This window comes from Pseudomonas petroselini (genome assembly GCF_045037875.1).
GTDB classification, from domain to species: domain Bacteria; phylum Pseudomonadota; class Gammaproteobacteria; order Pseudomonadales; family Pseudomonadaceae; genus Aquipseudomonas; species Aquipseudomonas petroselini.
Genome location: NZ_CP173614.1, coordinates 4,879,333 through 4,899,877 on the forward strand (window position 1 = coordinate 4,879,333; position 20,545 = coordinate 4,899,877).

The 20,545-nt window shown below is 62.7% G+C and carries 16 protein-coding genes and 1 pseudogene; 9 read left to right on the plus strand and 8 right to left on the minus strand.

Features of this window, described 5'->3' with window-relative positions:
- The first annotated feature begins 118 nt into the window (after positions 1 to 118).
- Entirely contained in the window at positions 119 to 1,201 is a 1,083-nt protein-coding gene (locus ACI512_RS22325) for an LLM class flavin-dependent oxidoreductase (RefSeq protein WP_405121343.1), read from the plus strand.
- 51 nt (positions 1,202 to 1,252) lie between these two features.
- Here ACI512_RS22325 and ACI512_RS22330 read toward each other — a convergent pair whose 3' ends face one another.
- Positions 1,253 to 2,047, minus strand: a complete 795-nt coding sequence (locus tag ACI512_RS22330) for a class II aldolase/adducin family protein (RefSeq protein ID WP_236383790.1) — start codon at positions 2,045 to 2,047, stop codon at positions 1,253 to 1,255.
- Between the two features lie 107 nt (positions 2,048 to 2,154).
- Positions 2,155 to 3,060 carry a LysR family transcriptional regulator gene (locus tag ACI512_RS22335; protein ID WP_236383791.1) on the minus strand — a complete coding sequence of 302 codons (906 nt, stop codon included), beginning with the start codon at positions 3,058 to 3,060 and terminating at the stop codon, positions 2,155 to 2,157.
- 217 nt (positions 3,061 to 3,277) lie between these two features.
- On the opposite strand from ACI512_RS22335, the gene ACI512_RS22340 reads away from it, so the two are divergent.
- The 6 genes and pseudogenes from ACI512_RS22340 to ACI512_RS22365 all read left to right on the plus strand — a co-directional run bounded on the left by ACI512_RS22340 (position 3,278) and on the right by ACI512_RS22365 (position 10,706).
- The gene (locus tag ACI512_RS22340; protein ID WP_012724831.1) at positions 3,278 to 3,889 is read left to right on the plus strand and encodes a cysteine dioxygenase; all 612 of its coding nucleotides are present in this window, start codon (positions 3,278 to 3,280) and stop codon (positions 3,887 to 3,889) included.
- The gene (locus tag ACI512_RS22345) at positions 3,886 to 5,469 is read left to right on the plus strand and encodes a rhodanese-related sulfurtransferase (RefSeq protein ID WP_405121344.1); all 1,584 of its coding nucleotides are present in this window, start codon (positions 3,886 to 3,888) and stop codon (positions 5,467 to 5,469) included. Before ACI512_RS22340 ends, ACI512_RS22345 begins: the two co-directional genes overlap by 4 nt.
- 770 nt (positions 5,470 to 6,239) lie before the next feature.
- Positions 6,240 to 7,213 (plus strand): annotated as a pseudogene (locus ACI512_RS22350) (ABC transporter substrate-binding protein).
- Positions 7,214 to 7,225: 12 nt separating this feature from the next.
- A complete protein-coding gene (locus ACI512_RS22355) occupies positions 7,226 to 8,590 on the plus strand; it encodes an LLM class flavin-dependent oxidoreductase (protein ID WP_236383819.1) in 1,365 nt (454 codons plus the stop codon).
- The gene (locus ACI512_RS22360) at positions 8,587 to 9,765 is read left to right on the plus strand and encodes an acyl-CoA dehydrogenase family protein (RefSeq protein WP_405121345.1); all 1,179 of its coding nucleotides are present in this window, start codon (positions 8,587 to 8,589) and stop codon (positions 9,763 to 9,765) included. The genes ACI512_RS22355 and ACI512_RS22360 overlap by 4 nt, the downstream gene beginning before the upstream one ends.
- The gene (locus ACI512_RS22365) at positions 9,762 to 10,706 is read left to right on the plus strand and encodes a D-isomer specific 2-hydroxyacid dehydrogenase family protein (protein ID WP_405121346.1); all 945 of its coding nucleotides are present in this window, start codon (positions 9,762 to 9,764) and stop codon (positions 10,704 to 10,706) included. The genes ACI512_RS22360 and ACI512_RS22365 overlap by 4 nt, the downstream gene beginning before the upstream one ends.
- Before the next feature lie 100 nt (positions 10,707 to 10,806).
- Here ACI512_RS22365 and ACI512_RS22370 read toward each other — a convergent pair whose 3' ends face one another.
- From ACI512_RS22370 to ACI512_RS22390, 5 genes are all read right to left on the minus strand, one after another.
- Positions 10,807 to 11,580, minus strand: a complete 774-nt coding sequence (locus ACI512_RS22370; protein WP_405121347.1) for an energy transducer TonB — start codon at positions 11,578 to 11,580, stop codon at positions 10,807 to 10,809.
- Positions 11,577 to 12,023: a protein TolR gene (tolR, locus tag ACI512_RS22375; RefSeq protein WP_064054431.1), complete on the minus strand. Its 447-nt coding sequence runs from the start codon at positions 12,021 to 12,023 to the stop codon at positions 11,577 to 11,579. Before tolR ends, ACI512_RS22370 begins: the two co-directional genes overlap by 4 nt.
- 15 nt (positions 12,024 to 12,038) lie before the next feature.
- Positions 12,039 to 12,731, minus strand: coding sequence for a protein TolQ (tolQ, locus tag ACI512_RS22380; RefSeq protein ID WP_405121348.1), 693 nt, complete (start codon positions 12,729 to 12,731; stop codon positions 12,039 to 12,041).
- A 47-nt stretch (positions 12,732 to 12,778) separates the two neighbouring features.
- Positions 12,779 to 14,644, minus strand: coding sequence for a phytase (locus tag ACI512_RS22385; RefSeq protein ID WP_405121349.1), 1,866 nt, complete (start codon positions 14,642 to 14,644; stop codon positions 12,779 to 12,781).
- Between the two features lie 142 nt (positions 14,645 to 14,786).
- The gene (locus ACI512_RS22390; protein ID WP_236380300.1) at positions 14,787 to 17,300 is read right to left on the minus strand and encodes a TonB-dependent receptor; all 2,514 of its coding nucleotides are present in this window, start codon (positions 17,298 to 17,300) and stop codon (positions 14,787 to 14,789) included.
- A gap of 381 nt (positions 17,301 to 17,681) precedes the next feature.
- Between ACI512_RS22390 and ACI512_RS22395 the strand changes: the two genes are divergently transcribed.
- Together ACI512_RS22395 and ACI512_RS22400 are read left to right on the plus strand one after the other, a co-directional pair.
- Entirely contained in the window at positions 17,682 to 18,596 is a 915-nt protein-coding gene (locus ACI512_RS22395) for a GGDEF domain-containing protein (RefSeq protein WP_236380298.1), read from the plus strand.
- Position 18,597: 1 nt separating this feature from the next.
- Entirely contained in the window at positions 18,598 to 19,635 is a 1,038-nt protein-coding gene (locus tag ACI512_RS22400; protein ID WP_012724844.1) for an AraC family transcriptional regulator, read from the plus strand.
- On the opposite strand, the gene ACI512_RS22405 is transcribed toward ACI512_RS22400, so the two are convergent.
- Positions 19,622 to 20,503 (minus strand): LysR family transcriptional regulator, encoded by an 882-nt coding sequence (locus ACI512_RS22405; RefSeq protein ID WP_012724845.1) that lies wholly within the window; start codon positions 20,501 to 20,503, stop codon positions 19,622 to 19,624. The two genes, ACI512_RS22400 and ACI512_RS22405, sit on opposite strands and share 14 nt — an antisense overlap.
- Between the last annotated feature and the right edge of the window lie 42 nt (positions 20,504 to 20,545).

Sequence of the window (20,545 nt, forward strand, 5' to 3'; positions counted from 1 at the left end):
AACCAAACGGCATTTTACAGGCGCCGTCCCTGCCCCTACTTTTGACATGAATATCCGACCCCCTGCCCGGTGGAGGTGCCCATCCCGCAAGAGACCACGCCCCAGATAAGGACAGACCATGAGCATTGAATTCATCGGCTACATCGGCGGCCATCACGCTTCCGAAATCCATCCACGCAGCGGCCCTACCCTGCAACCCGACTACGTTGAGACCGTGGCCCGCGCCCACGAAGACGCCAGTTTCGATCGTGCCTTGGTGGCCTTCCATTCCAACAGCCCGGACAGCACGCTGATCGCCTCCCACGCCGCCAGCGTGACCAAGAAGCTGCAATTCCTCATCGCCCACCGCCCCGGTTTCACCCAGCCCACCCTGGCCGCGCGCCAGTTCACCACACTCGACGTGTTCAACGGCGGGCGCACCGCCGTGCACATCATCACCGGTGGCGACGACCGCGAACTGCGTGCCGACGGCAGCCATATCGGCAAGGACGAACGCTACGCGCGCACCGACGAATACCTCAGCGTGGTGCGCCAGGAATGGACCAGCGAACAGCCTTTTGATTTTGACGGCACCTACTACCAGGTCGAAGGGGCGCACTCCACCGTTAAATCGCCGCAGCAACCGCACATCCCGTTGTATTTCGGCGGCGCCTCCAAGGCCGCGATCGAAGTGGCGGGCAAGCATGCCGACGTCTACGCGCTGTGGGGCGAAACTTACGAGCAAGTGCGTGAAATCGTGACCCAGGTACGCGCCGAAGCCGCCAAGCATGGGCGCACGATTCGCTTCAGTTTGTCGTTGCGACCGATCCTCGCCGAGACCGAAGCGTTGGCCTGGGCACGTGCCGACAGCATCCTGCAGCAGGCCACGGCGCTGGCCGAGAAGAATGGTTTTGTACGACGCGAACCGCCGAACGAAGGCTCGCGTCGGTTGCTTGCGGCAGCGGCGCAGGGCTCGCGGCTGGATAAGCGCCTGTGGACCGGGATTGCCGGTTTGCTGGGCGCGCAAGGCAACTCCACCTCGTTGGTGGGCACCGCTGAGCAAGTCGCGGAAGCACTGGTGGATTACTACGACCTGGGGATTACCACGTTCCTGATTCGTGGGTTTGATCCGCTCAATGATGCGATCGACTACGGCAAGCGCTTGATCCCCCTCACCCGCCAACTCATCGCAGAACGCGAGCAGGCCAAGCAGGTAGCCTGAGAACAACACAAAACCCAAGGTGGAAGGGGCTTGCCCCCTCCCACATTAAGATCAGTTTTTATAGTCGGTATCGCTACGCTCCAACTGCCGAATCAACGCATTCCAATGCCGCGCCCCCCCTGGGCCTTCACCCGTCGAATGCGCCTTGGCCTGCTGCTCGACTTTCTCCACCACTTCCTTCGGCGGGAAGATCAACTCCGCATTCCCCGCCGCCTGCGCCGCGACCTGGATAGTGCACGCGCGCTCCAACTGCTGCAGTTGCTGGAACGCGTGTTCTACGCTGACACCGGCAGTCAACAAGCCGTGGTTACGCAGGATCATCACACTCTTGTCGCCCAGGTCCGCCACCAACCGCTCGCGCTCATCCAGGTCGAGGGCAATGCCTTCATAGCCGTGGTACGCCACCCGCCCGGAAAAACCGATGGAATGCTGGGAGATCGGCAACAGCCCGTCTTTTTGCGCCGACACCGCGATACCGTCGCGGGTGTGGGTGTGCAGCACCGCTTGCAGGTCGTGGCGTGCGCCGTGGATGGCGCTGTGGATCACATAACCGGCGTAGTTGATGCCCAGGCCGGTAGGATCATCGACGATCGTGCCGTCGAGGTCGACCTTGACCAGGTTGGAGGCGCTGATTTCGTCGAACAACAGGCCGAAGGCGTTGATCAGGAAATGCTCCTCGGGGCCCGGCACGCGGGCGGAGAAGTGGGTATAGATGTGGTCGGTCCACTTGTACAAGGCCGCGAGGCGATAAGCGGCGGCCAGTTTGACGCGCACTTCCCATTCTTCCGGAGTGACGCGTTGGCGAACATTGTTGAAAACGCTGGAAATCGAGGTGACGCTGCTCATGGCAAAACTTCCTGGATGGCCTTAAGGACTTCCAGGCAAGCCTAGGGGATGCAAAAAAATAATAAAAAGCACATTTTAATCTAAGCTAATTATTATTTTTTTTCATATCAGGCAGCGTCCTTGATCTTGTGCAACGACGCCGCCACCCACTTGCCAAACGCATCCACCGGGCCCTGCAGGTTGCCGAGGAAGTGCGGGTAGATCAGCCACAGATCCATGACCGGCTTGAAGTCCTTGAGCGGCATCACCGCCAATTGCTCGCGATGCGCGCTGCGTTCCAACAGTGGCCGAGGCACCAGGCCCAAGCCCAGGCCGTCCGCCACCAAACCCAGTTGCAGCTCGGTGCCAAAGGTTTCCAGGTTCACCCGCAGGGCCAGGCCTTGATCGGACAAGGTACGCTGTAAACCGGCACGGAAACCGCAGCCGTCCGGGTTGAGGATCCAACCGTTCTGGTAGACGTCCGCCAGCTTGCTCGGCTTTTTCGGCAGCTGGGATTTGGCGCACACCACCACCAGTTCCATCTTGCCGATGGACTCGCCGATGATGTTATCCGGGAAGATCTTGCCCGCCGGGAACAACGCCGCCGCCGCATCCAGCTCGCCGCGCTCGATCTTGCCCACCAGTTGGCTGCCCCAGCCGGTGGCGACCTGGGCACGCAGTTCAGGGTATTCGGTACGCAGGTGCTTGAGCGCGTCCAACAGCACCACATCGCCGATGGTCTGCGGCACGCCCAGGCGTAACACGCCGGTAGGCGGCGCGTCGGTGGCCACCAGCTCGCGCAGGGCATCCATCTCGCGCAGGATCAGCCGGCACTGCTCGTAGACGCGAGTGCCGATCAGCGTAGGCTTGAGAGGTTTGGTATTGCGGTCGAACAGCTCCACGCCCAGCGCCTGCTCGAAGTTCTGCACACGGCGGGTGATGGCCGGCTGGGTCAGTTGCAACGACTCGGCGGCATGGCTGATGGACTGGCAACGAATCACTTCGACAAAGGCATCGATATCGTCAATTTTCATTTGGGCCGCACATAGAGAACAGTCATTAAGATGTGTGCGAAGCATAGTTGCAGGAAGGCTGCCTGGATAGCCCACCCTGTGATCGATAACGTCTAACACTATTCAGACCCGTTATAAATTACCTTCAGCTATAAGCTAATCATTAAGAAATAGCATATTAACCATTAACATTATGCTTAGATAAACCCATCACTACCGACCACACGATGGAATTGTCATGACCCAGGCCCGACACCCCGAGAGACTCAGAGCCTTCATAGGCGCCCTGGCGGAATTGATCGACGGCAATCCACGCGAAGGCGACCTGCTGCACCGTGGCGGCAAGCTACTGGCGCAACTGGTCAGCCATGATGACTGGCTGCCCGATGAATACGCCCAGCCCGACCCCGAGCGCTACCAGCAGTTCTTGCTGCATGCCGATTCGCGCCAGCGTTTCAGCATCGTCAGCTTTGTATGGGGGCCGGGGCAAAGCACGCCGATTCATGACCACCGGGTGTGGGGGCTGATCGGCATGTTGCGCGGGGCAGAGTTTTCCCAAGGTTTTGAACGTGCCCCCGATGGCCGCCTGGTAGCCGAAGGCAAGCCGATCCAGCTGGTGCCGGGGCAGGTTGAAGCGGTGTCGCCAAAAGTCGGTGACATCCACCAGGTGAGCAATGCCCACAGCGACCAGGTGTCCATCAGCATCCATGTGTACGGCGCCAATATCGGTGCGGTGCGCCGCGCGGTGTACCAGCCTGACGGCAGCGAGAAACTGTTTATCTCCGGCTACTCCAACGCCTTCCTCCCGAACATCTGGGATTTGTCCAAAGAAAAGAGCCCTGCCCTATGACCACCGTATCGACTCGCAGCTTTGCCCGGATTCGCCAGGCCCTGTTGGACCATGAAGAAGTCGCCCTGGTCGACGTGCGCGAAGAAGCGCCGTTTGCCGAATCCCACCCGTTGTTCGCCGCCAATATCCCGCTGTCCAAGCTGGAGCTGGAGGTGTATTCGCGCATTCCACGGCGCGATACCCAGGTCACCGTCTACGACAACGGCGAAGGCTTGGCCGCCCGCGCCGCCGAGCGCCTGGTCGCGCTGGGCTACACCCAGGTAAGTGTGTTGGAAGGTGGGTTGGACGGTTGGCGCAAGGCCGGTGGCGAGCTGTTTATCGACGTGAACGTGCCGAGCAAGGCGTTTGGCGAATTAGTCGAAAGCGAGCGCCACACGCCGTCACTGGCCGCCGAAGAAGTGCAGGCGCTGCTCGACAGCCAGGCCGATGTGGTGGTGCTCGATGCACGGCGTTTCGACGAATACCAGACCATGAGCATTCCCACCGGCATCAGCGTGCCGGGCGCCGAACTGGTGTTGCGTGCCCGTGAACTGGCGCCGGACCCGGCCACCCGTATCATCGTCAACTGCGCCGGGCGTACACGCAGCATTATCGGCACCCAATCGCTGATCAATGCCGGCGTGGCCAACCCGGTGTCGGCCCTGCGTAACGGCACCATCGGCTGGACATTGGCCGGGCAGAAACTTGCCCATGGTCAATCGCGACGTTTTGCACCGACGTCGGAAGAACATCGCCAGGCTGCCGCTGCCGATGCACGCCGAGTGGCCGACAAGGCCCGCGTGGGTCGTGCCACCCTCGCTGACCTGCACGCCTGGCAGCAGGAAAAAACCCGCACCACCTACCTGTTCGATGTACGTACTCCGGAAGAATTCGAAGCCGGTCACCTGCCGGGCGCGCGCTCCACGCCCGGCGGGCAGCTGGTGCAGGAAACCGACCACGTCGCCAGCGTGCGTGGCGCCCGGCTGGTGCTGGCGGATGACGACGGCGTGCGGGCCAATATGTCCGCATCCTGGCTCGCGCAATTGGGCTGGGAAGTGCATGTACTGGATGACCTGCACGCGGCGCACTTCAGCGAAAAAGGCGCCTGGGTCGCGCCGGTACCGGCCCCGCCTCAGGCCGAGCTGATCAGCCCGCACACCCTGGCCGAGTGGCTGAAGCATGGCGACACCGTGGTGCTCGATTTCACCGCCAGCGCCAACTACGTGAAACGCCATATCCCTGGTGCCTGGTGGGTGCTGCGCGCCCAACTGTCCCAGGCCCTGGCCAAGGTGCCCGCCGCCCCACGCTACGTGCTGACCTGCGGCAGCAGCCAATTGGCGCGCCTGGCGGTGGCCGAAGTCGAAGCCATCACCGGCAAACAAGTGTTCCTGCTGCAAGACGGCACCGCCGGCTGGATCAACGCGCAACTGCCGCTGCAAGAAGGTGAAACCCACCTGGCTTCACCGCGCATCGACCGCTACCGCCGCCCATACGAAGGCACCGACAACCCCAAGGAAGCCATGCAAGCGTACCTGGATTGGGAGTACGGCCTGGTCGACCAATTGGCTCGCGACGGCACCCATGGTTTCTACGTGATCTGATCCACCTGAAACGCCTGCCCCCCAAAACCAGCCACCGGCGTTCTACCCGAAAAAACACGGTGGCATTGATAGGGCTGCTACGCAGCCCAGCGCAGGGCAAGCCTGCTCACCACAAAAAGCCCTCCCCTGATGTGCATTTGCTCCTGTCAGGCGCAGGCCAGGTCCAGACGCGTTTTGACCCTGTTACCCCAACCCCTGTAGTGAGCAGGCTTGCCCTGCGCTGGGCTGCGAAGCAGCCCCAAAACCAGCCACCGAAGTTCTACCCGAAAAACCCGGCGACATTGACAGGGCCGCTCCGCAGCCCAGCGCAGGGCAAGCCTGCTCACCACAAAAAGCCCTTCCCTGATGCACATTTGCTCCTATCTGGCGCAGGCCAGGTACAAACGCGTTTTGACCCTGTGACCCCAACCCCTGTAGTGAGCAGGCTTGCCCTGCGCCGGGCTGCGAAGCAGCCCCAAAACCAGCCACCGAAGTTCTACCCGAAAAAACCCGGCGACATTGACAGGGCCGCTTCGCAGCCCAGCGCAGGGCAAGCCTGCTCACCACAAAAATCCCCCCTGACGAGATATTCGCCTTGGCACGCAACGCACCAACAAATGCAATTTTCGAATAATCAATTCACACATAATCAAATATTTTAATAATATAACTTATAACCAAAAAGAACTTCACAGCGCGTTTTTATGGGCATAACGTTAACCCATGCACCGACCCCTTCTCCAGGCGGAGGTAATCAAACCCTTTCTTGATCTGCCTGGAGCCTGCATCCCATGGTCCTTAACACCCCTTTCAAACGCCTGCTCCTGGGCACTGCCCTCGCCTTCGGCCTGATCGGCAGCGCACACGCCGCCGACCTGCAACCCCTGCGCGTGGCCAACCAGAAATCCACGATCAAGGCATTGCTGGAAGTCTCCGGCGAAACCAAAAACGTGCCCTACGAGATCCAGTGGTCGGAATTCCCTTCCGCCTCGCCCCTGGGCGAAGCCTTGAATGCCGGCGCCGTGGATATCGGCGCGCTCGGTGATGCGCCTTATGTGTTCGCCCTGGGTGCCGGCGCGTCGCTCAAGGTGGTCAGCATCATCCACGCCGAAGGGCGCAACACCACTGCCTTGCTGGTGCCCAAGGACTCGTCGATCAAGACCGTCGCCGACCTCAAGGGCAAGAAGATCGTCACCGGGCGCGGTTCCATCGGCCATTACCTGGCGATCAAGGCCCTGGCCACCGCCGGCCTGACCACCAAGGATGTGCAGTTCATTTTCCTGCTGCCCAGCGAATCACGCCTGGTGCTGGATAACGGCACTGTCGATGCCTGGGCCACCTGGGACCCGTACACCACCGTGGTCACTTCGCAAAGCCAGGCTCGCGTGTTGATCAGTGGTAACAAGCTGCTGAGCAACCACCTGTACCTCGCGGCCACCCAAAAAGCCATCGCCACAAGCGCCCGCAACTGGATGACTTTGTCGCACGCGTCGACCGCGCTTACGCCTGGGCCAACACCCACCCTGATGAGTACGCCGCCGCCCAGGCCAAGATCACCGGCCTGCCGTTGGCCGTGCACGTTGAGGTGGCCAAGGACACCCACCTGACCCCGGTCGCCATCGACGACTCCGTCATCAGCGGCCTGCAAGCGACCGCCGATACCTATCAAAAAGAAGGCCTGCTGACCCAGCACATCGACGTGTCACAGGGCTTCGATAAGAGCTTCAACGCCAAGCGTGCCCCCCTTTCCCAAGCATCGCGCTAACAGGAGCAGAACATGAGCAAGCCACATCAAGCAAAACCACGTCATTTGAAACTGGGCGCCATGGTCCACGGCGTGGGACACGGCTGGGGCGAATGGCGCCACCCGAACGCCCAACCGAATGCCAGCACCAGCTTCGGTTTCTACAAGCAGCAGACTGAATTGGCCGAAGCCGCCAAGTTCGACTTCGTCTTCATCGCCGACAGCCTGCACATCCACGCCAAGTCCAGCCCACACTACCTCAACCGTTTCGAGCCGCTGACCATCCTGTCGGCACTCGCGGCGATCACCACGAATATTGGCTTGGTCGCCACCGTGACCGTCAGCTACACCGAGCCCTACCAGGTGGCGCGCCAGTTCTCGTCCCTGGACCATATCAGCGGCGGCCGCGCCGGTTGGAACGTGGTCACCTCGTGGCTGAGCGGCACCGCTGACAACTTCAGCAAGGCCGAGCATCCACCCCATGCCGTGCGTTACCGCATCGCCAAGGAACACGTGAACACGGTCCAGGGCTTGTGGGATTCGTGGGAAGACGATGCCTTTACCTACAACAAACAGACCGGCGAGTTTTTTGCCCCGAGCAAGCTGCATGCACTCAACCACAAGGGCGATTTCTTCTCGGTGAAAGGCCCGCTGAACATCGCGCGCTCGCGCCAGGGCCAACCGGTGATTTTCCAGGCCGGCACCTCGGAGGATGGGCGCAACTTTGCCGCGCAGAACGCCGATGCGATCTTTGTGCACGTGGACAGCATCGAAGAGGGCCTGGCCTATTCCCAAGACCTGAAGCGTCGCGCCAAAGGCTTTGGCCGCGACCCGCAAAGCCTGTCGATCCTGCCGGGTATTCGTCCGATCGTCGGCCGCGATGAGGCTGAAGTGGAAAGCCGCTATCAGCAAGCCGTCGACCTGGTCACCGTGGAAGACGCAATCGTCGCCCTCGGCCGCCCGTTCAACGATCACGACTTCAGCAAATATCCCTTGGACGCGCCGTTCCCGGAGCTCGGCGACCTCGGTTCCAACAGCCAGAAAGGCGGCTCCGACCGCATCAAACAACTGGCCAAGGACGAAGGCCTGACCCTACGTGAAGTCGCCCTGCACTTTTCGCGGCCAAAACGTGATTTTGTCGGCACCCCGGAGCAAGTCGCCGATGCGATCCAGACCTGGTTCGAGACCGGCGCCAGCGATGGTTTCATCATCAACTCGGTGCTGCCGGACGGTTTGCAGTATTTCACCGAATGGGTGGTGCCGGTGTTGCAGCAACGCGGCCTGTTCCGCAGCGAATACACGGGCCATACCCTGCGCGACAACTTGGGCCTGGGCGTACCGGCCAACCGCTACAGCGTCGCCGCCGAGGTTGAAGAGCAGCAAGAGGCGCTGGCATGAGCCAATCCTCACAACCTTCCTTACGCTCCGTGGAAGTCGCCCATTTCGAAGCCCTGCTCGAACGCCTCAGCACCGAGCTGGCCAGCACCGCGCACCTCTATGACGAGAGCGGCGCCTTCCCTCATGCCAACTTCACGTTGCTGCACGAACACGGCCTGGTCGCCCTCACGGTGCCCAAGTCCCTGGGCGGCGGCGGTGCCAGCCTGCCCCAGGCGCGCAAGGCGATCAGTGCGATTGCCAAGGGCGAACCGTCCACCGCGCTGATCCTAGTGATGCAGTACCTGCAACACACACGCCTGCAAGACAGCAAGACGTGGCCGGCGCACTTGCGCACGCAAGTGGCGAATGACGCCGTGCGCGACGGCGCCCTGATCAACGCCCTGCGCGTCGAGCCCGACCTGGGCACCCCGGCCCGTGGCGGCCTGCCGGCGACGACCGCCGTGCGCACTGCCGAAGGCTGGCGCATCAGCGGACGCAAGATCTACTCCACCGGCAGCCATGGCCTGAGCTGGTTCAGCGTGTGGGCGCGCAGCGATGACGCCGATCCATTGGTCGGCGCCTGGCTGGTGCCAAAAGACAGCCCCGGCGTGAGCATCATCGACACCTGGGACCACCTGGGCATGCGCGCCACCTGCAGCCATGAAGTGGTGCTCGACAACGTGCGGGTGCCACTCGATCACGCCGTCAGCGTCAGCCCGTGGAGCGCGCCCTCGCCGGAGCTGGACGGCGAGGGTTTCCTGTGGATGTCGGTGTTGTTGTCCTCGGTGTACGACGCCGTGGCCCAGGCCGCGCGGGACTGGCTGGTGAACTGGCTGGAAGAGCGCCAGCCATCCACCCTTGGCGCCGCGCTGTCGACCTTGCCGCGCTTCCAGGAAACCGTCGGCCACATCGACACCCTGCTGTTTGCCAACCGCAGCCTGCTCGACGCCGCCGCCGAAGGCCATACCCCGTCGGCCAATGCCGCGCAGCTGAAGTACCTGGTCACCCACAACGCCATCCGCGCCGTGGAGCTGGCCATCGAGGCCTCGGGTAACCCAGGCCTGTCGCGCCATAGCCCGCTGCAACGGCATTACCGCGATGTGCTCTGCAGCCGCGTGCACACCCCGCAGAACGACGCCGTGTTGCAAGGTGTCGGCAAAGCCGTCTTCGCCCAACGCCACAAGGAACGCCCATGAGCCAGGTGATTATTGCCAGCCAGCTGGACGAAGATTACAACGACGTGATCCGCCAGCGCCTGGCCTCGATCCACCCCGGCGCGCAAGTGATCGGCGTGCCCGTGGGCGTACCCAGCGACCTGCCGCCCCAGGCCAACATTTTATTGCTGCGTCCGATCAACGTGCGTGGCTACACCGCGCCGGACACGCCGCCACCGGGCTGGCCGTACGGCGCGCAGTGGGTGCACCTGGTCTCGTCGGGCATCGACTTCTACCCGCAGTGGCTGTTCAACGGGCCGCCGGTGACCACCTCGCGCGGCAGTGCCGCCGACAACCTGGCCGAATTTGCCTTGGCCGCGATCTTTGCCGCGTCCAAGCATCTACCGGAGATCTGGGTGAAGGACGCCCAGTGGCAATTCACCCCGCTGCGCCCGCTCAAGGGCACGACGCTGGGCATCCTGGGGTTTGGTGCGATTGGCGAAAGCCTGGCGCAAAAAGCCCTGGCCTTGGGGATCAAGGTGGTGGCACTGCGTCAAAGTCCGGCGCCGTTCAGCACGGGGGTTGAAGCCGCCAAGGACATTCACGACCTGTTCGCGCGCGCCGATCACCTGGTGGTGGCGGCACCGCTGACCGAGTCCACACGGCATATCATCAACCGTGATGTGCTGGGCAGCGCCAAGCCAGGGCTGCACTTGATCAATATTGCACGGGGTGGCTTGCTGGACCAGGAGGCGCTGCTGGAAGCGCTGGATAACGGGCAGATCGGGCTGGCATCGCTGGATGTAACCGAGCCGGAGCCGTTGCTGGATGGGCATCCGTTGTACACCCATCCAAGGGTGAGGTTGTCGCCGCACACATCGGCGATTTCGACCAATAGCCGCAACGAGATTGCCGATACGTTTTTGGCGAACCTGGAACGGTATATCGACGGTCGGACGTTGGAGAATCTGGCGAATTCATAACGCCGAACAGCAATCAACAGGTGGGAAGGAGCAGGCCCCCTCCCACATTGGGTATTGTGGTCAGGCGAAAAGTATCATCCCCATAACGCATAAAGGTGGGTTACTTGATGCGGTAGTGGAACGTGTTGCGCACTGCTGGCACGGGCACGGGTTTTCCATCAACAATCCGTGGCTGGTAGCGGAAGGTATTTGCCGCCGCCAATGAAGGTCGCATGAACAACGGGTGGCAGCCGTCCAGCACTCTGGGGTTTTCCACACGGCCCTGAATGTTGACGGTGTATTCCACGGAGCAATCGCCTTCGATGTTCTTGTCCAGGGCACGCTCGGGGTAGTCCGGCGCTTCCTTGCTCAAGGGCTGGTATTGACGGCTGTCAAAGGCTGGCGCGGGGGCGGGTGCTGCGGGGCGGGCGCGCTCAGCGGCGAGGCGTTCCTGGCTCACTCGCTGTTGCTCCAACTCGCGGTTGCGCTGTTCAGTCGCCAAGCGTTCTTGTTGCTGCTCGATTTTCTTGTCTTCGACGCGCTTGCGCGCCAAGGCGGCTTTCTCAAGTTTCTGCGCCTGGATCTGCGGATCGACGGTGGGCTTCACCGGTACGGGAACAGCGACGGGCTCCGGAGGTGTGAGGGCCACCGGCTCAGGTGCGGGAGCGGGAGCAGGAACAGGAACAGGCGCAGGTGGCATCATCACCCACTGGGTATGCATCACCCTGGGTGCTTGCACCGGCGTTTTTTCTGTTGACCCACCCAGCATCAGCGCTGCCAGCACGCCCACGTGCAGCGCCACCGCCAGGCTCGCCGCGAAGCTGTTTCTCCAGAACCCGGACGGTTGCCCGTGCGCCATCGTTAACGTCGGACTGTGCATGATCATCGCCGTCATTGCGGGGCCTCGGTCACCAGCCCCAGGTTGCTCACACCACCTTTCTGCAACACCGCCATGGCCGCGACCACCCGGCCGTATCCGGCGTTGTCATCGGCTCGGATGTACACCTGGGTGTCGCTGCGCGCCGCCACCACCTGCATGACCTTGGCGCCCATTTCTTCCAGGGTCACGGCGCTGTCGGTCTGGTGCCGGGTGTCGAGCTCGCCGCCGAGGTTCCAGTAGTACCCCCCGTCGGCCTTCACCGACAGCGTGAGGATCTGCTGGCGGGTGTCGGTGGCCAGCGCTTCGGCGGCGACCTTGGGCAGTTCGATCTTCACGCCCTGGGTCAACATTGGCGCGGTGACCATGAAGATCACCAGCAGCACCAGCATCACGTCGATGTAAGGCACCACATTCATCTCAGCCTTGGGCCCGTGCTTGCGTTGTGGCCTGGTCAACATCGGTTTGCTCCTTGTTCAGGCGGCCACGGCCAGGTTGATCGGCGTACCGTGCAAGGTGCGGTGCAGACGCACTTGCAGTTCATTGCCGAAGGCGTAGTAGCGGGTGAGCAAGGTCTGGCCGCGTGCCGCGAAGCGGTTGTAGGCGATCACCGCCGGGATGGCGGCAAACAGGCCGATGGCGGTGGCGATCAACGCTTCGGCGATGCCCGGCGCCACCGTCGACAGCGTCGCCTGCTGGACCTGGGACAAGCCGATAAAGGAATTCATGATCCCCCACACGGTACCGAACAGACCGATGTAGGGACTCACCGAGCCCACGGTCGCAAGGAATTGCAGGCCCTTTTCCAACTCGATTTCCTGCTCGGTGATCGCTACCTGCAACGCACGTTCGACACCTTCCAACACGGCCGGATCATGGCTGTGCAGGTGCTGGTATTCCTGCACGCCTGCGATAAAAATCGGCGCAATGCCGCCCTCGCCCGCCTGCACCGTTTCGCGGTACAGCGGCTGCAGGTCGGACGCGGCACGAAAGCGCAGCACAAAACCGTTCAACTGGCGCTCCAGGCGGCGCAGCACACTGCCGCGCTGGATGATCAGGTACCAACTGAGCAAGGACGCCAGCAGCAAAGTGACCATCACCGCCTTGACCAACAGGCTGGCGTCGCTGATCAAACCCCAGATCGTCATATGTTCCATCGTCGCGTGCATGGTTAGGCTCCTATTCGATTAAAAAGTGATGACCGGCTGATGACCGTTCAGGGTAATTTCAGTGTGCGGGTCACCTCCGCCCACGGCACGAACTTGAAGTTCTGGGTCTGCTCAGGCATGCGCTTGCGCCCGTCCTGCACCACCAGCATGCCTTGGCTCCAGGGCCCGCCGAGGTTGAGGGCGGTGACTTCCAGGCCATCGGTTTCCGACGCGCCGTCTATGCCGGCGGCGGCGTTCAGGCCCACGCGAAAAGCACCGTGCGTGGCGAACGGCGGCTCGGCATCCACCACCACATAGCTGTCGTTGCCTTGGCTGGAGATCACCAGGTAATCGCGCTTATCGCTCTGGTACAGCGCCAGGCCCTCGACATCCGCCTGCAGTTGCGGGCCGACCTTGATCACGCTGGTGAGCGTGGCCGGTTGGTCGGCACGCGCATCCACCGCCCACACGCCGACATCTTCTTCACCGATAAACAGCCGCTGGCGCTGGTCATCGGCCACACAGCCTTCGGGCTGGCTGTCGACCTTGAACTGGCGCACCAGCTCGCCCTGCACGCGGCCATCCGGCGCGCTGAGGCGGTATTGCAGGAAGGTGCCGTCCTTGCCGTTGGCGATGGCGTAGAGGTCCCCGCCGGCGGGCTGGAACAGGCAGATACCGTAGATGTCCTTGAGCGGCGTCGGCACTTCACCGGCTTCACGCAGTTCGCCGCTCTGGCGGTCGATGCTGAACAGGCTCAGGCTGTTGCGATCACGGTTACTCGCCACGGCAAGGTCGACGGTGTGCGCGCCGAGCTTGAAGTGGGGGCGGACGTCGACGTTGTTGAGGCGGCCGACCGCCAGTTCCTGCAACAGCTTGCCGTCGAGGTCATAGGCCAGCAGGCCCTGCTTCTTGTTAGTGCCGAGCACGCGGCTTTTTTCCGGCTGCGTGGGGTGAATCCAGATCGCCGGATCATCCGCTGCATCGCCCTGGCGGCCGACTGGATCGGTCTGGCGCAGCGCAGCGACTTCCGGCAGTACCGGCGCGGCCGCCACAGGTTTGGCTTGCCAGTTGAGTGTGCCCTGATACAGCTTGCCGGTATCGTCATCACGCACCAGCAGGTGCTGGCCATTAACGCTGAGTTGTTCCGGTTCCTTGAGACCTGGCAGCGTCAGGCTCGATTGCTCGACCCAACGCTCGCCGGTGTGCTGGAACAGGTGCAGTTGGGCGGTCTTGGGGTCAAGCGCCACCACACCGCCCGGTACCAGCGCCATGGCCCCGGCTTCGCGCTTGGGGTTGTCGAACAGGGCCACCGGGGCGCGTTTGACATCGGCTTCCGGGTGCGCCGGGTAGGCCCACCAGCCGACGTTTTCTTCATTCACCACCAGTTGCTGGGTGGCGTCATCCACCTGGCAGAACTGCGCCGACGGCGGCAGCGGCAAGCCGCGTACACGCTGGGCTTCGGCGAGCAACGTCGAGCCGTTGCCTACCAGCCATTGCTCGCCCTTGCCCTCCTCGCCCACCAGGAACACAAACAGGTTGGCCGCCCCGTCGCGGTACAGGCACAGGCCATTCACCGGGTAATCGCGGGTGGGCAGGTACAGCGGTTGGCCAAAGGTCTTGTTGGAAGCATCGAGGCTGATCAGCAAGGCCTGTTGGCGGTCGTTGTCGAGGCTGGCCACCAGCACCTGGGCACCGACGACGCGGGTGTCGAGGCTGCTGAAATTGCCTGTGAAGCGGGCCAGTTCGGCGCCCTTGCTGTCGAGCAGTTGCAGGCCGTCGCGGGTGCCGGCAGCCAGGCGCTCGCTGCCGTTGGGCAGGAAGGCCACGGCTTCGGCATTCAGGCTGGGTGCCCAAGGCGTCAGCGCCAGGTCGGCGGCCATTACCGGTGAGCAAGCGGCCAACGCGATCAGCAGGTACAGCTTGGAAATTCTCATGAACGAACAAATCCTTCGAAAGCAATGGAGATCCATGTGGGAGGGGGCTTGCTCCCGATAGCGGTGTATCAGCCAATAAATGTGTACCTGACCCATCGCCATCGGGAGCAAGCCCCCTCCCACATTGGAATCGAGGTGTGGGTTAGAAATGGGTGAACGTCAGGCCCAGCTTGTAAGTGGGGCCGTACTCCTCGTACTGGCCGTTGTAGCTACGGTGGCCGGTGTAGACGAAGTACGACTCATCGGTGAGGTTCTGCGCCTCGAAGCTGACTTGCAGGTTCTTGGTCAGCGAGTAGCGCGCGCTGAAGTCGACGAAGGTCTGAGCGTCGACGTGCAGGTCGTGCGCCTTGTCGTTGATCGAGGCCAGCTCATAGAGGTACGCCGATTTGTAGTTGGCCGAGACGCGCAGGCTGAGCTTGTCGTCTTCCCAACCGAGCATCAGGTTGCCGACGGTGTCGGACTGGTTGGGCAGGCTGATGTTGCGCTTGCGGTTCGTGCCGCTGGTGCTGTCGAAGCCTTCGATGTCGGCGCTGGAGCGGCTGAACGTGCTGTTGGCACCGATCAGCAGGCCGTTCCACGGTGCAGGCAGCCAGTCGAATTTCTGTGAGTAGGCCAGTTCCAGGCCGTAGAGCTTGGCGCTGTCGCCATTCGCGTAGGTGTGGGCCTCGGCGAAGTTGGTCCAGGCGCCGGTACCGGCGAGGTCGGTGTTGTAGACGAAGTTTTTGATGTCTTTGTAGAACACGAAGGCCGAGACGGTGCCGGCGCGGCCCATGAAGTGCTCGATGCCCAGGTCCAGGTTGCTCGACTCCAGGGGCTTAAGGTCCGGGTTGCCAAAGGTGGCTTCGTCATCGTCGATGACAAACCCCGGCGCCAATTGGCCGAAGGTCGGGCGCACCACGGACTTGGTCCAGGCCGCGCGCACCTGGGTGTGCTTGTCGATCTGGTAGCGCGCATGCAGGCCCGGTAGCCAGTGGTGATAACGGCGCTTGGTCTCGGTCGGCGTGAACACGCCATCGGTGGCGCCGGTGCCCTTGGCTTCAAACTCGGTGCCCTCGTAGCGCAGGCCGGCGATGAAGCGCCAGTCGTCGATATCGACGGTGTTCATCAGGTAGCCGGCGTTGATGTCTTCGCGAATGGTGAAGTCGTTGACCCGTGATTCGGTCTCGTCATAGAAGTCCGCCGGGTTGAGGCTGCCGATCAGCTGCTTGATAGCGCCGGGGCTGATGCCGGGCCCGTAGTTACCGAGACGGTAGTCGACGCTGCCCTTCTGGAATTGGCTGAGGTTGAGCTGGTCGGCGCTGAAGCCGAGGGTGTCGAAGTCTTTGTAGACCCAGGCTTCCAGGTCGTTGTCTTTGTGGCGGCGGCTGACTTTGCCGCCGAATTTCACCTGGGACGCATAGCCGCTCAGGTCGTAGTCGCGGGCCAGGTCCAGGCGCAGGTTTTTCTCGGTGTCTTTTGTGTTCTGTTTTTCCCAGTCGACTTTGTCGAGGGTGAAATTGCGCGCGTCGTAGAAGCCGCTGCCGATGATCGGGCGTGGTTTGTCCTGGTCATAGAAGCCGCTGTTGGCAAAGTCACCGCCGTCGAAGGTGGCACCGGCGATGTGCGCCGGGCTGTCTTCGCTGGATTGGCTGTAGCCGGCCTGGCCGCTCAGGGTCCACAGGCCGAGCATGCGTTCGCCGCCAAACACGTAGGATTGGATTTCCTGGGTTTCTTCGCGGTTTTTCAGCTTGCGCTTGGCTTCGGCGTCGCCCAACTCACCAGGTGCCTGGGGGTCGGCAAATTCGAGGCTGGCGGCGTTGCGGGTTTCGGTGTCTGTGTAGCGGCTGTAGAGGGTGCGCAGGTAGTAGCTGCTGAGGTCATCGGGCTTGTAGTCGAAGTTCAGGCCGCCGCCGGCGCGCTCGCGGCTGATGTCGTAGTCGCGCTGTTCGAACTCATTGAGCTTGGCGCCGTCGGTGAAGTCCCAAGCGCCGCCGGTCTCGACATTGTCCGAGCCGAAGTCACGCTTCTGCCAGCTCAGCGCGGCGGCCACGCCGAAGTTGTCGATGCCGTCGCCCAGGCTGAAACGGTTGCTGGCTGCACCGGAGAATTTCGGGCTGGTCTGGCGGGTGTTCTTGTCGTAGCTGGCTTCGGTACTGCCGGTGTAGAACAAGCCCTTGTGGTCGAAGGCCGACAGGCTTTGCACATCGACCGTGCCGCCGAGGGAGTTGGCGTCCATGTCCGGCGTGAGGGTCTTGATCACCGACAGCGACTGCACCAGTTCCGAGGGCAGCACATCCAGTGCGACGGCGCGCCGCGCGCTTTCCGGCGCGGGCACCAGGGTGCCGTTGATGGTCACGCTGTTGAGGTCCGGGCCCAGGCCACGCACGCTGACGAAGCGCCCTTCGCCCTGGTCGCGCTCCACGCTGATGCCTGGCAGGCGCTGCGCCGCTTCGGCGACGTTTTCATCCGGCAACTGGGCCACGCCGTCGGCATGCACCACGCTCTTGATGCTGTCGGACTTGCGCTGTTCCTTGAGTGCCTGGTCCATGGCCGCCGCCTGGCCAACCACTTCGACGTGCTCGGTGGTGGCTGCGTCGGCCGCATTCAGCCGCTCGCTGGCCATCGCCAGGGCCAAGGCGGTAAGCGTGAAGCTGACGAGCCCGGTGCGCTTGTACATGCAATCCTCCCCAAGAATCCGTTGGCGCCAGGCAACGGGCCCGGCAACTGGGAGGGCACGCTAGGGGTGGGGGATGACGGTTCTGTGACAGCGATCGGCGCGGAGCCCCGTAAACCGGGGGTTTTGCCTGATTTTCTGCTTGGAATGAGCTGATATGACCTATGGAGATCAACTGTGGGAGGGGGCTTGCCCCCGATAGCGGTGGGTCAGGGACACATTTATTGGCTGATACACCGGTATCGGGAGCAAGCCCCCTCCCACATTTTTTGATCCACAGCGTGTTTGAGATGAGCTGATTCGACCCTCCCCCACCGTCATCCAACCGTCACATCCATCTGCTGTGCTGGCGCCCACGACTGAACCTTGTAAGGACCCGCGGCCATGTTTTCCGTGCTCAAGCCCCACCGCTGGAAACTCTCCCTGTTGCTGATCGCCGCCAACCTCGGGCTGATCCTGCACCTGGCCTGCGGCGAGTTGAAAGGCGTCAGCGAATGGGTGTGGCTGGACATCTTCGGCGAAGGCGGATCCGCGCTGTTGGCGTTGGTCTGGCTGGGCCTGGTGCTGAAAAGCCGCCCGGCCGGGCGCGTCACCAATTACCTGGCGCTGGGCTTGTCATGCATCTTTTTTTCCTGGTGGATCGACAGCCTCGACGAGTTTATCCGCCTGCCCGACAGCATCACCTGGGACCACTGGCTGGAGTCCGGGCCGATGCCGGTGGGCATGATCCTGCTGACCATCGGCATCTACCACTGGCACCGCGAACAACTGGCAATCAGCGCACAGATGGAGAAGCGCGAGCGGCTGTTCCGTGAGCATCGGCTGTTCGACAAACTCACGCCCCTGGCCGGTGCCGACTACCTCAAGCGCCAGTTGGCCGACAGCCTGCAAGACAGCCACGACCAACAGCAACCGCTGTCACTGCTGGCACTGGACCTGGACAACTTCGCCGCCATCAACCAGGCCTACGGGCATGCCGAGGGCGATGCCGTGTTGCAGGCCCTCAGCCATTTGTTGCTGCTCAACCTGCGCCGCCAGGACCTGCTGTGCCGCCTGGCCGGCGACCGCTTTGTGGTGCTGCTGCCCAACACCGGTGAGCGCCAGGCCAAGGAGCTCGCGCTGGAGTTGCAGCAAGCCGTGCGCGGCCTGGCCCACAAGACCCGGTTGCACGGTGAGCGCTTGCAACTGGCGGCGACCACCGCCGTGGTCATGGCCCTGGAGGAATCGCCCCCGGACTTGCTCAAGCGCCTGAACCTCGCGCTGGCGCGGGCCAAGCAACCGCTCGCGAAAAGCGCCTGAGATGGCGGTGAAAACCAACTGGTATGAAAGCGACAGCCGCTTCATCCCAGGGCATTACCAACCCGCCACGCTGATCGACCTGGCGTTGTCCCGCGACATCGACAGTCATCGCCTGCTGCGGGGTACCGGGCTGTTTCACGAGGATATCCTGGCGGGCAACGCGCGGTTGAGCCCCCAGCAGTTTCTCGCCTTGATCGGTAACAGCCGCAAGTTACTCGACGCCGACGACAGCAGCTTCCTGTTTGGGCAGCGGTTATTGCCGGGCTATTACGGCGCCGCCAGCCATGCCCTCGGCCATGCGCAAAACCTGCACCAGGCCTTGGACATATTGATCCAGCAACAGGTGCTGCTCAGCCCGTTGGTCACCCTGCAACTGGAGCTGGATGAACACCACGCCTACCTGTACTGGCTGGACAGTTGCGGCGCCGGGGAGCACTGGCGCTTTTTGCTGGAAGCCAGCATGACGTCGGTGGTCGCCATGAGCCAATGGCTCAGCGGTGAGCGGCTGCCGTGGGTGTGCAGTTTCAGCCATGCCGAGCCGCGTTACGTCGAGCAGTACTGGGTACACCTCGGGGAAGACACACGCTTCGAGCGGCCGCTGGACATGCTGAGCCTCCCGCGCGAATACCTCACCCGCGCCTGGCCGGGCGCCTCGGCCACCGCGGGCCAGGTGGCGCGCCAGCAAGCCCGCGAGCAGATCGAACAGTTGGGCTTCGCCGGCAGTTTTCTCGACTGCCTCTACGCCTATTTACACGAGCAGGTGCGCCAACCGCCGAGCCTGGAACAGGCCGCGCACGCCTTCGCCATGAGCCCGGCCACCCTCAAGCGCAAGCTGCACAAGCACGACACCGGTTTTCAGCAGCAGGTGGACCGTGTGCGCAAGCAGGTGGCGTTGCACCTGTATCAGGTCAAGGGCTACAGCAATGACGAAGTGGCGGCGTACCTGAACTTCAACGATGCGGCGAACTTTCGCCGCGCGTTCAAGCGCTGGACCGGCAGCACGCCCAACCTGATCCGCCAGCTGTTCAGCAGCCGCTAGCCAGGCGTTCGCGCAGGAACTCCACCAGCGCTTGCACCGGCCGCGAGCTTTGCCGGTGTTGCGGGTACACCGCCGACAGGGTCAGCGCCTCGGGCGCGAACTCGTCCAGGACCGTCACCAGGCGGCCGTCCTTCACCGCTTCGCCGACGATAAAGGTCGGCAGGTAGGTCACGCCCAAGCCCGCAATGGCGGTGTCGCGCAGCAGATCGCCGTTGTTTACACGCATGCGCCCGCTCACATTCAACGCCTGCACCTTGCCCTTGAAACGCCATTGCACCTGGCGGCCATGGCCGTAGGGCAGGCAATCGTGTTCGGCAAGGTCATCCGGCTTTTGCGGTGTACCGCGCAGGGCCAGGTAGTCGGGGCTCGCGCAGTACACCCGTGGGATACTGGCGATACGGCGGGCAATCAAGGTGGAATCTTCCAGGGTGCCGATGCGCAGCACCAGGTCGTAGCCTTCGCCGATCAGGTCCACCGGACGGTCGCTCAAATCGACCTCCACCGACACCTGGGGATGGCGCTGCAAGAACAGCGGCAACAGGCAGCCCAGGTGAGCCATGGCAAACGACAACGGCGCGCTGAGACGGATGGTGCCACGCGGCTCGCTGTTCTGGCCGGCGATGCCCTGCTCCACTTGCTCGACTTCACTGAGCAGGCGCAAGGCGGATTCGTAGTAACTCTGGCCGAGTGGCGTGACATCCAAACGGCGCGTGGAACGGTTGAGCAGGCGTACGCCCAGGCGGTCTTCGAGTTGGATCAGGCGGCGGCTGACGAATTGCTTGGACAGGCCCAGCTGTTCGGCGGCGGCGGTGAAGCTGCCGGACTCCATGACCTGGCAGAACAGGCGCATGTCTTCAAAGGGGTTCATTGTCGCTTCTCGGTGGACATTTTCGGTTTTTATAACGGGTTT

Excerpts from the sequence above, each read along its gene's own strand:
- ACI512_RS22325 (WP_405121343.1), top strand. The coding sequence starts at position 119 with ATGAGCATTGAATTCATCGGCTACATCGGCGGCCATCACGCTTCCGAA.
- ACI512_RS22330 (WP_236383790.1), bottom strand. The coding sequence starts at position 2,047 with ATGAGCAGCGTCACCTCGATTTCCAGCGTTTTCAACAATGTTCGCCAA.
- ACI512_RS22335 (WP_236383791.1), bottom strand. The coding sequence starts at position 3,060 with ATGAAAATTGACGATATCGATGCCTTTGTCGAAGTGATTCGTTGCCAG.
- ACI512_RS22340 (WP_012724831.1), top strand. The coding sequence starts at position 3,278 with ATGACCCAGGCCCGACACCCCGAGAGACTCAGAGCCTTCATAGGCGCC.
- ACI512_RS22345 (WP_405121344.1), top strand. The coding sequence starts at position 3,886 with ATGACCACCGTATCGACTCGCAGCTTTGCCCGGATTCGCCAGGCCCTG.
- ACI512_RS22355 (WP_236383819.1), top strand. The coding sequence starts at position 7,226 with ATGAGCAAGCCACATCAAGCAAAACCACGTCATTTGAAACTGGGCGCC.
- ACI512_RS22360 (WP_405121345.1), top strand. The coding sequence starts at position 8,587 with ATGAGCCAATCCTCACAACCTTCCTTACGCTCCGTGGAAGTCGCCCAT.
- ACI512_RS22365 (WP_405121346.1), top strand. The coding sequence starts at position 9,762 with ATGAGCCAGGTGATTATTGCCAGCCAGCTGGACGAAGATTACAACGAC.
- ACI512_RS22370 (WP_405121347.1), bottom strand. The coding sequence starts at position 11,580 with ATGACGGCGATGATCATGCACAGTCCGACGTTAACGATGGCGCACGGG.
- tolR (WP_064054431.1), bottom strand. The coding sequence starts at position 12,023 with ATGTTGACCAGGCCACAACGCAAGCACGGGCCCAAGGCTGAGATGAAT.
- tolQ (WP_405121348.1), bottom strand. The coding sequence starts at position 12,731 with ATGCACGCGACGATGGAACATATGACGATCTGGGGTTTGATCAGCGAC.
- ACI512_RS22385 (WP_405121349.1), bottom strand. The coding sequence starts at position 14,644 with ATGAGAATTTCCAAGCTGTACCTGCTGATCGCGTTGGCCGCTTGCTCA.
- ACI512_RS22390 (WP_236380300.1), bottom strand. The coding sequence starts at position 17,300 with ATGTACAAGCGCACCGGGCTCGTCAGCTTCACGCTTACCGCCTTGGCC.
- ACI512_RS22395 (WP_236380298.1), top strand. The coding sequence starts at position 17,682 with ATGTTTTCCGTGCTCAAGCCCCACCGCTGGAAACTCTCCCTGTTGCTG.
- ACI512_RS22400 (WP_012724844.1), top strand. The coding sequence starts at position 18,598 with ATGGCGGTGAAAACCAACTGGTATGAAAGCGACAGCCGCTTCATCCCA.
- ACI512_RS22405 (WP_012724845.1), bottom strand. The coding sequence starts at position 20,503 with ATGAACCCCTTTGAAGACATGCGCCTGTTCTGCCAGGTCATGGAGTCC.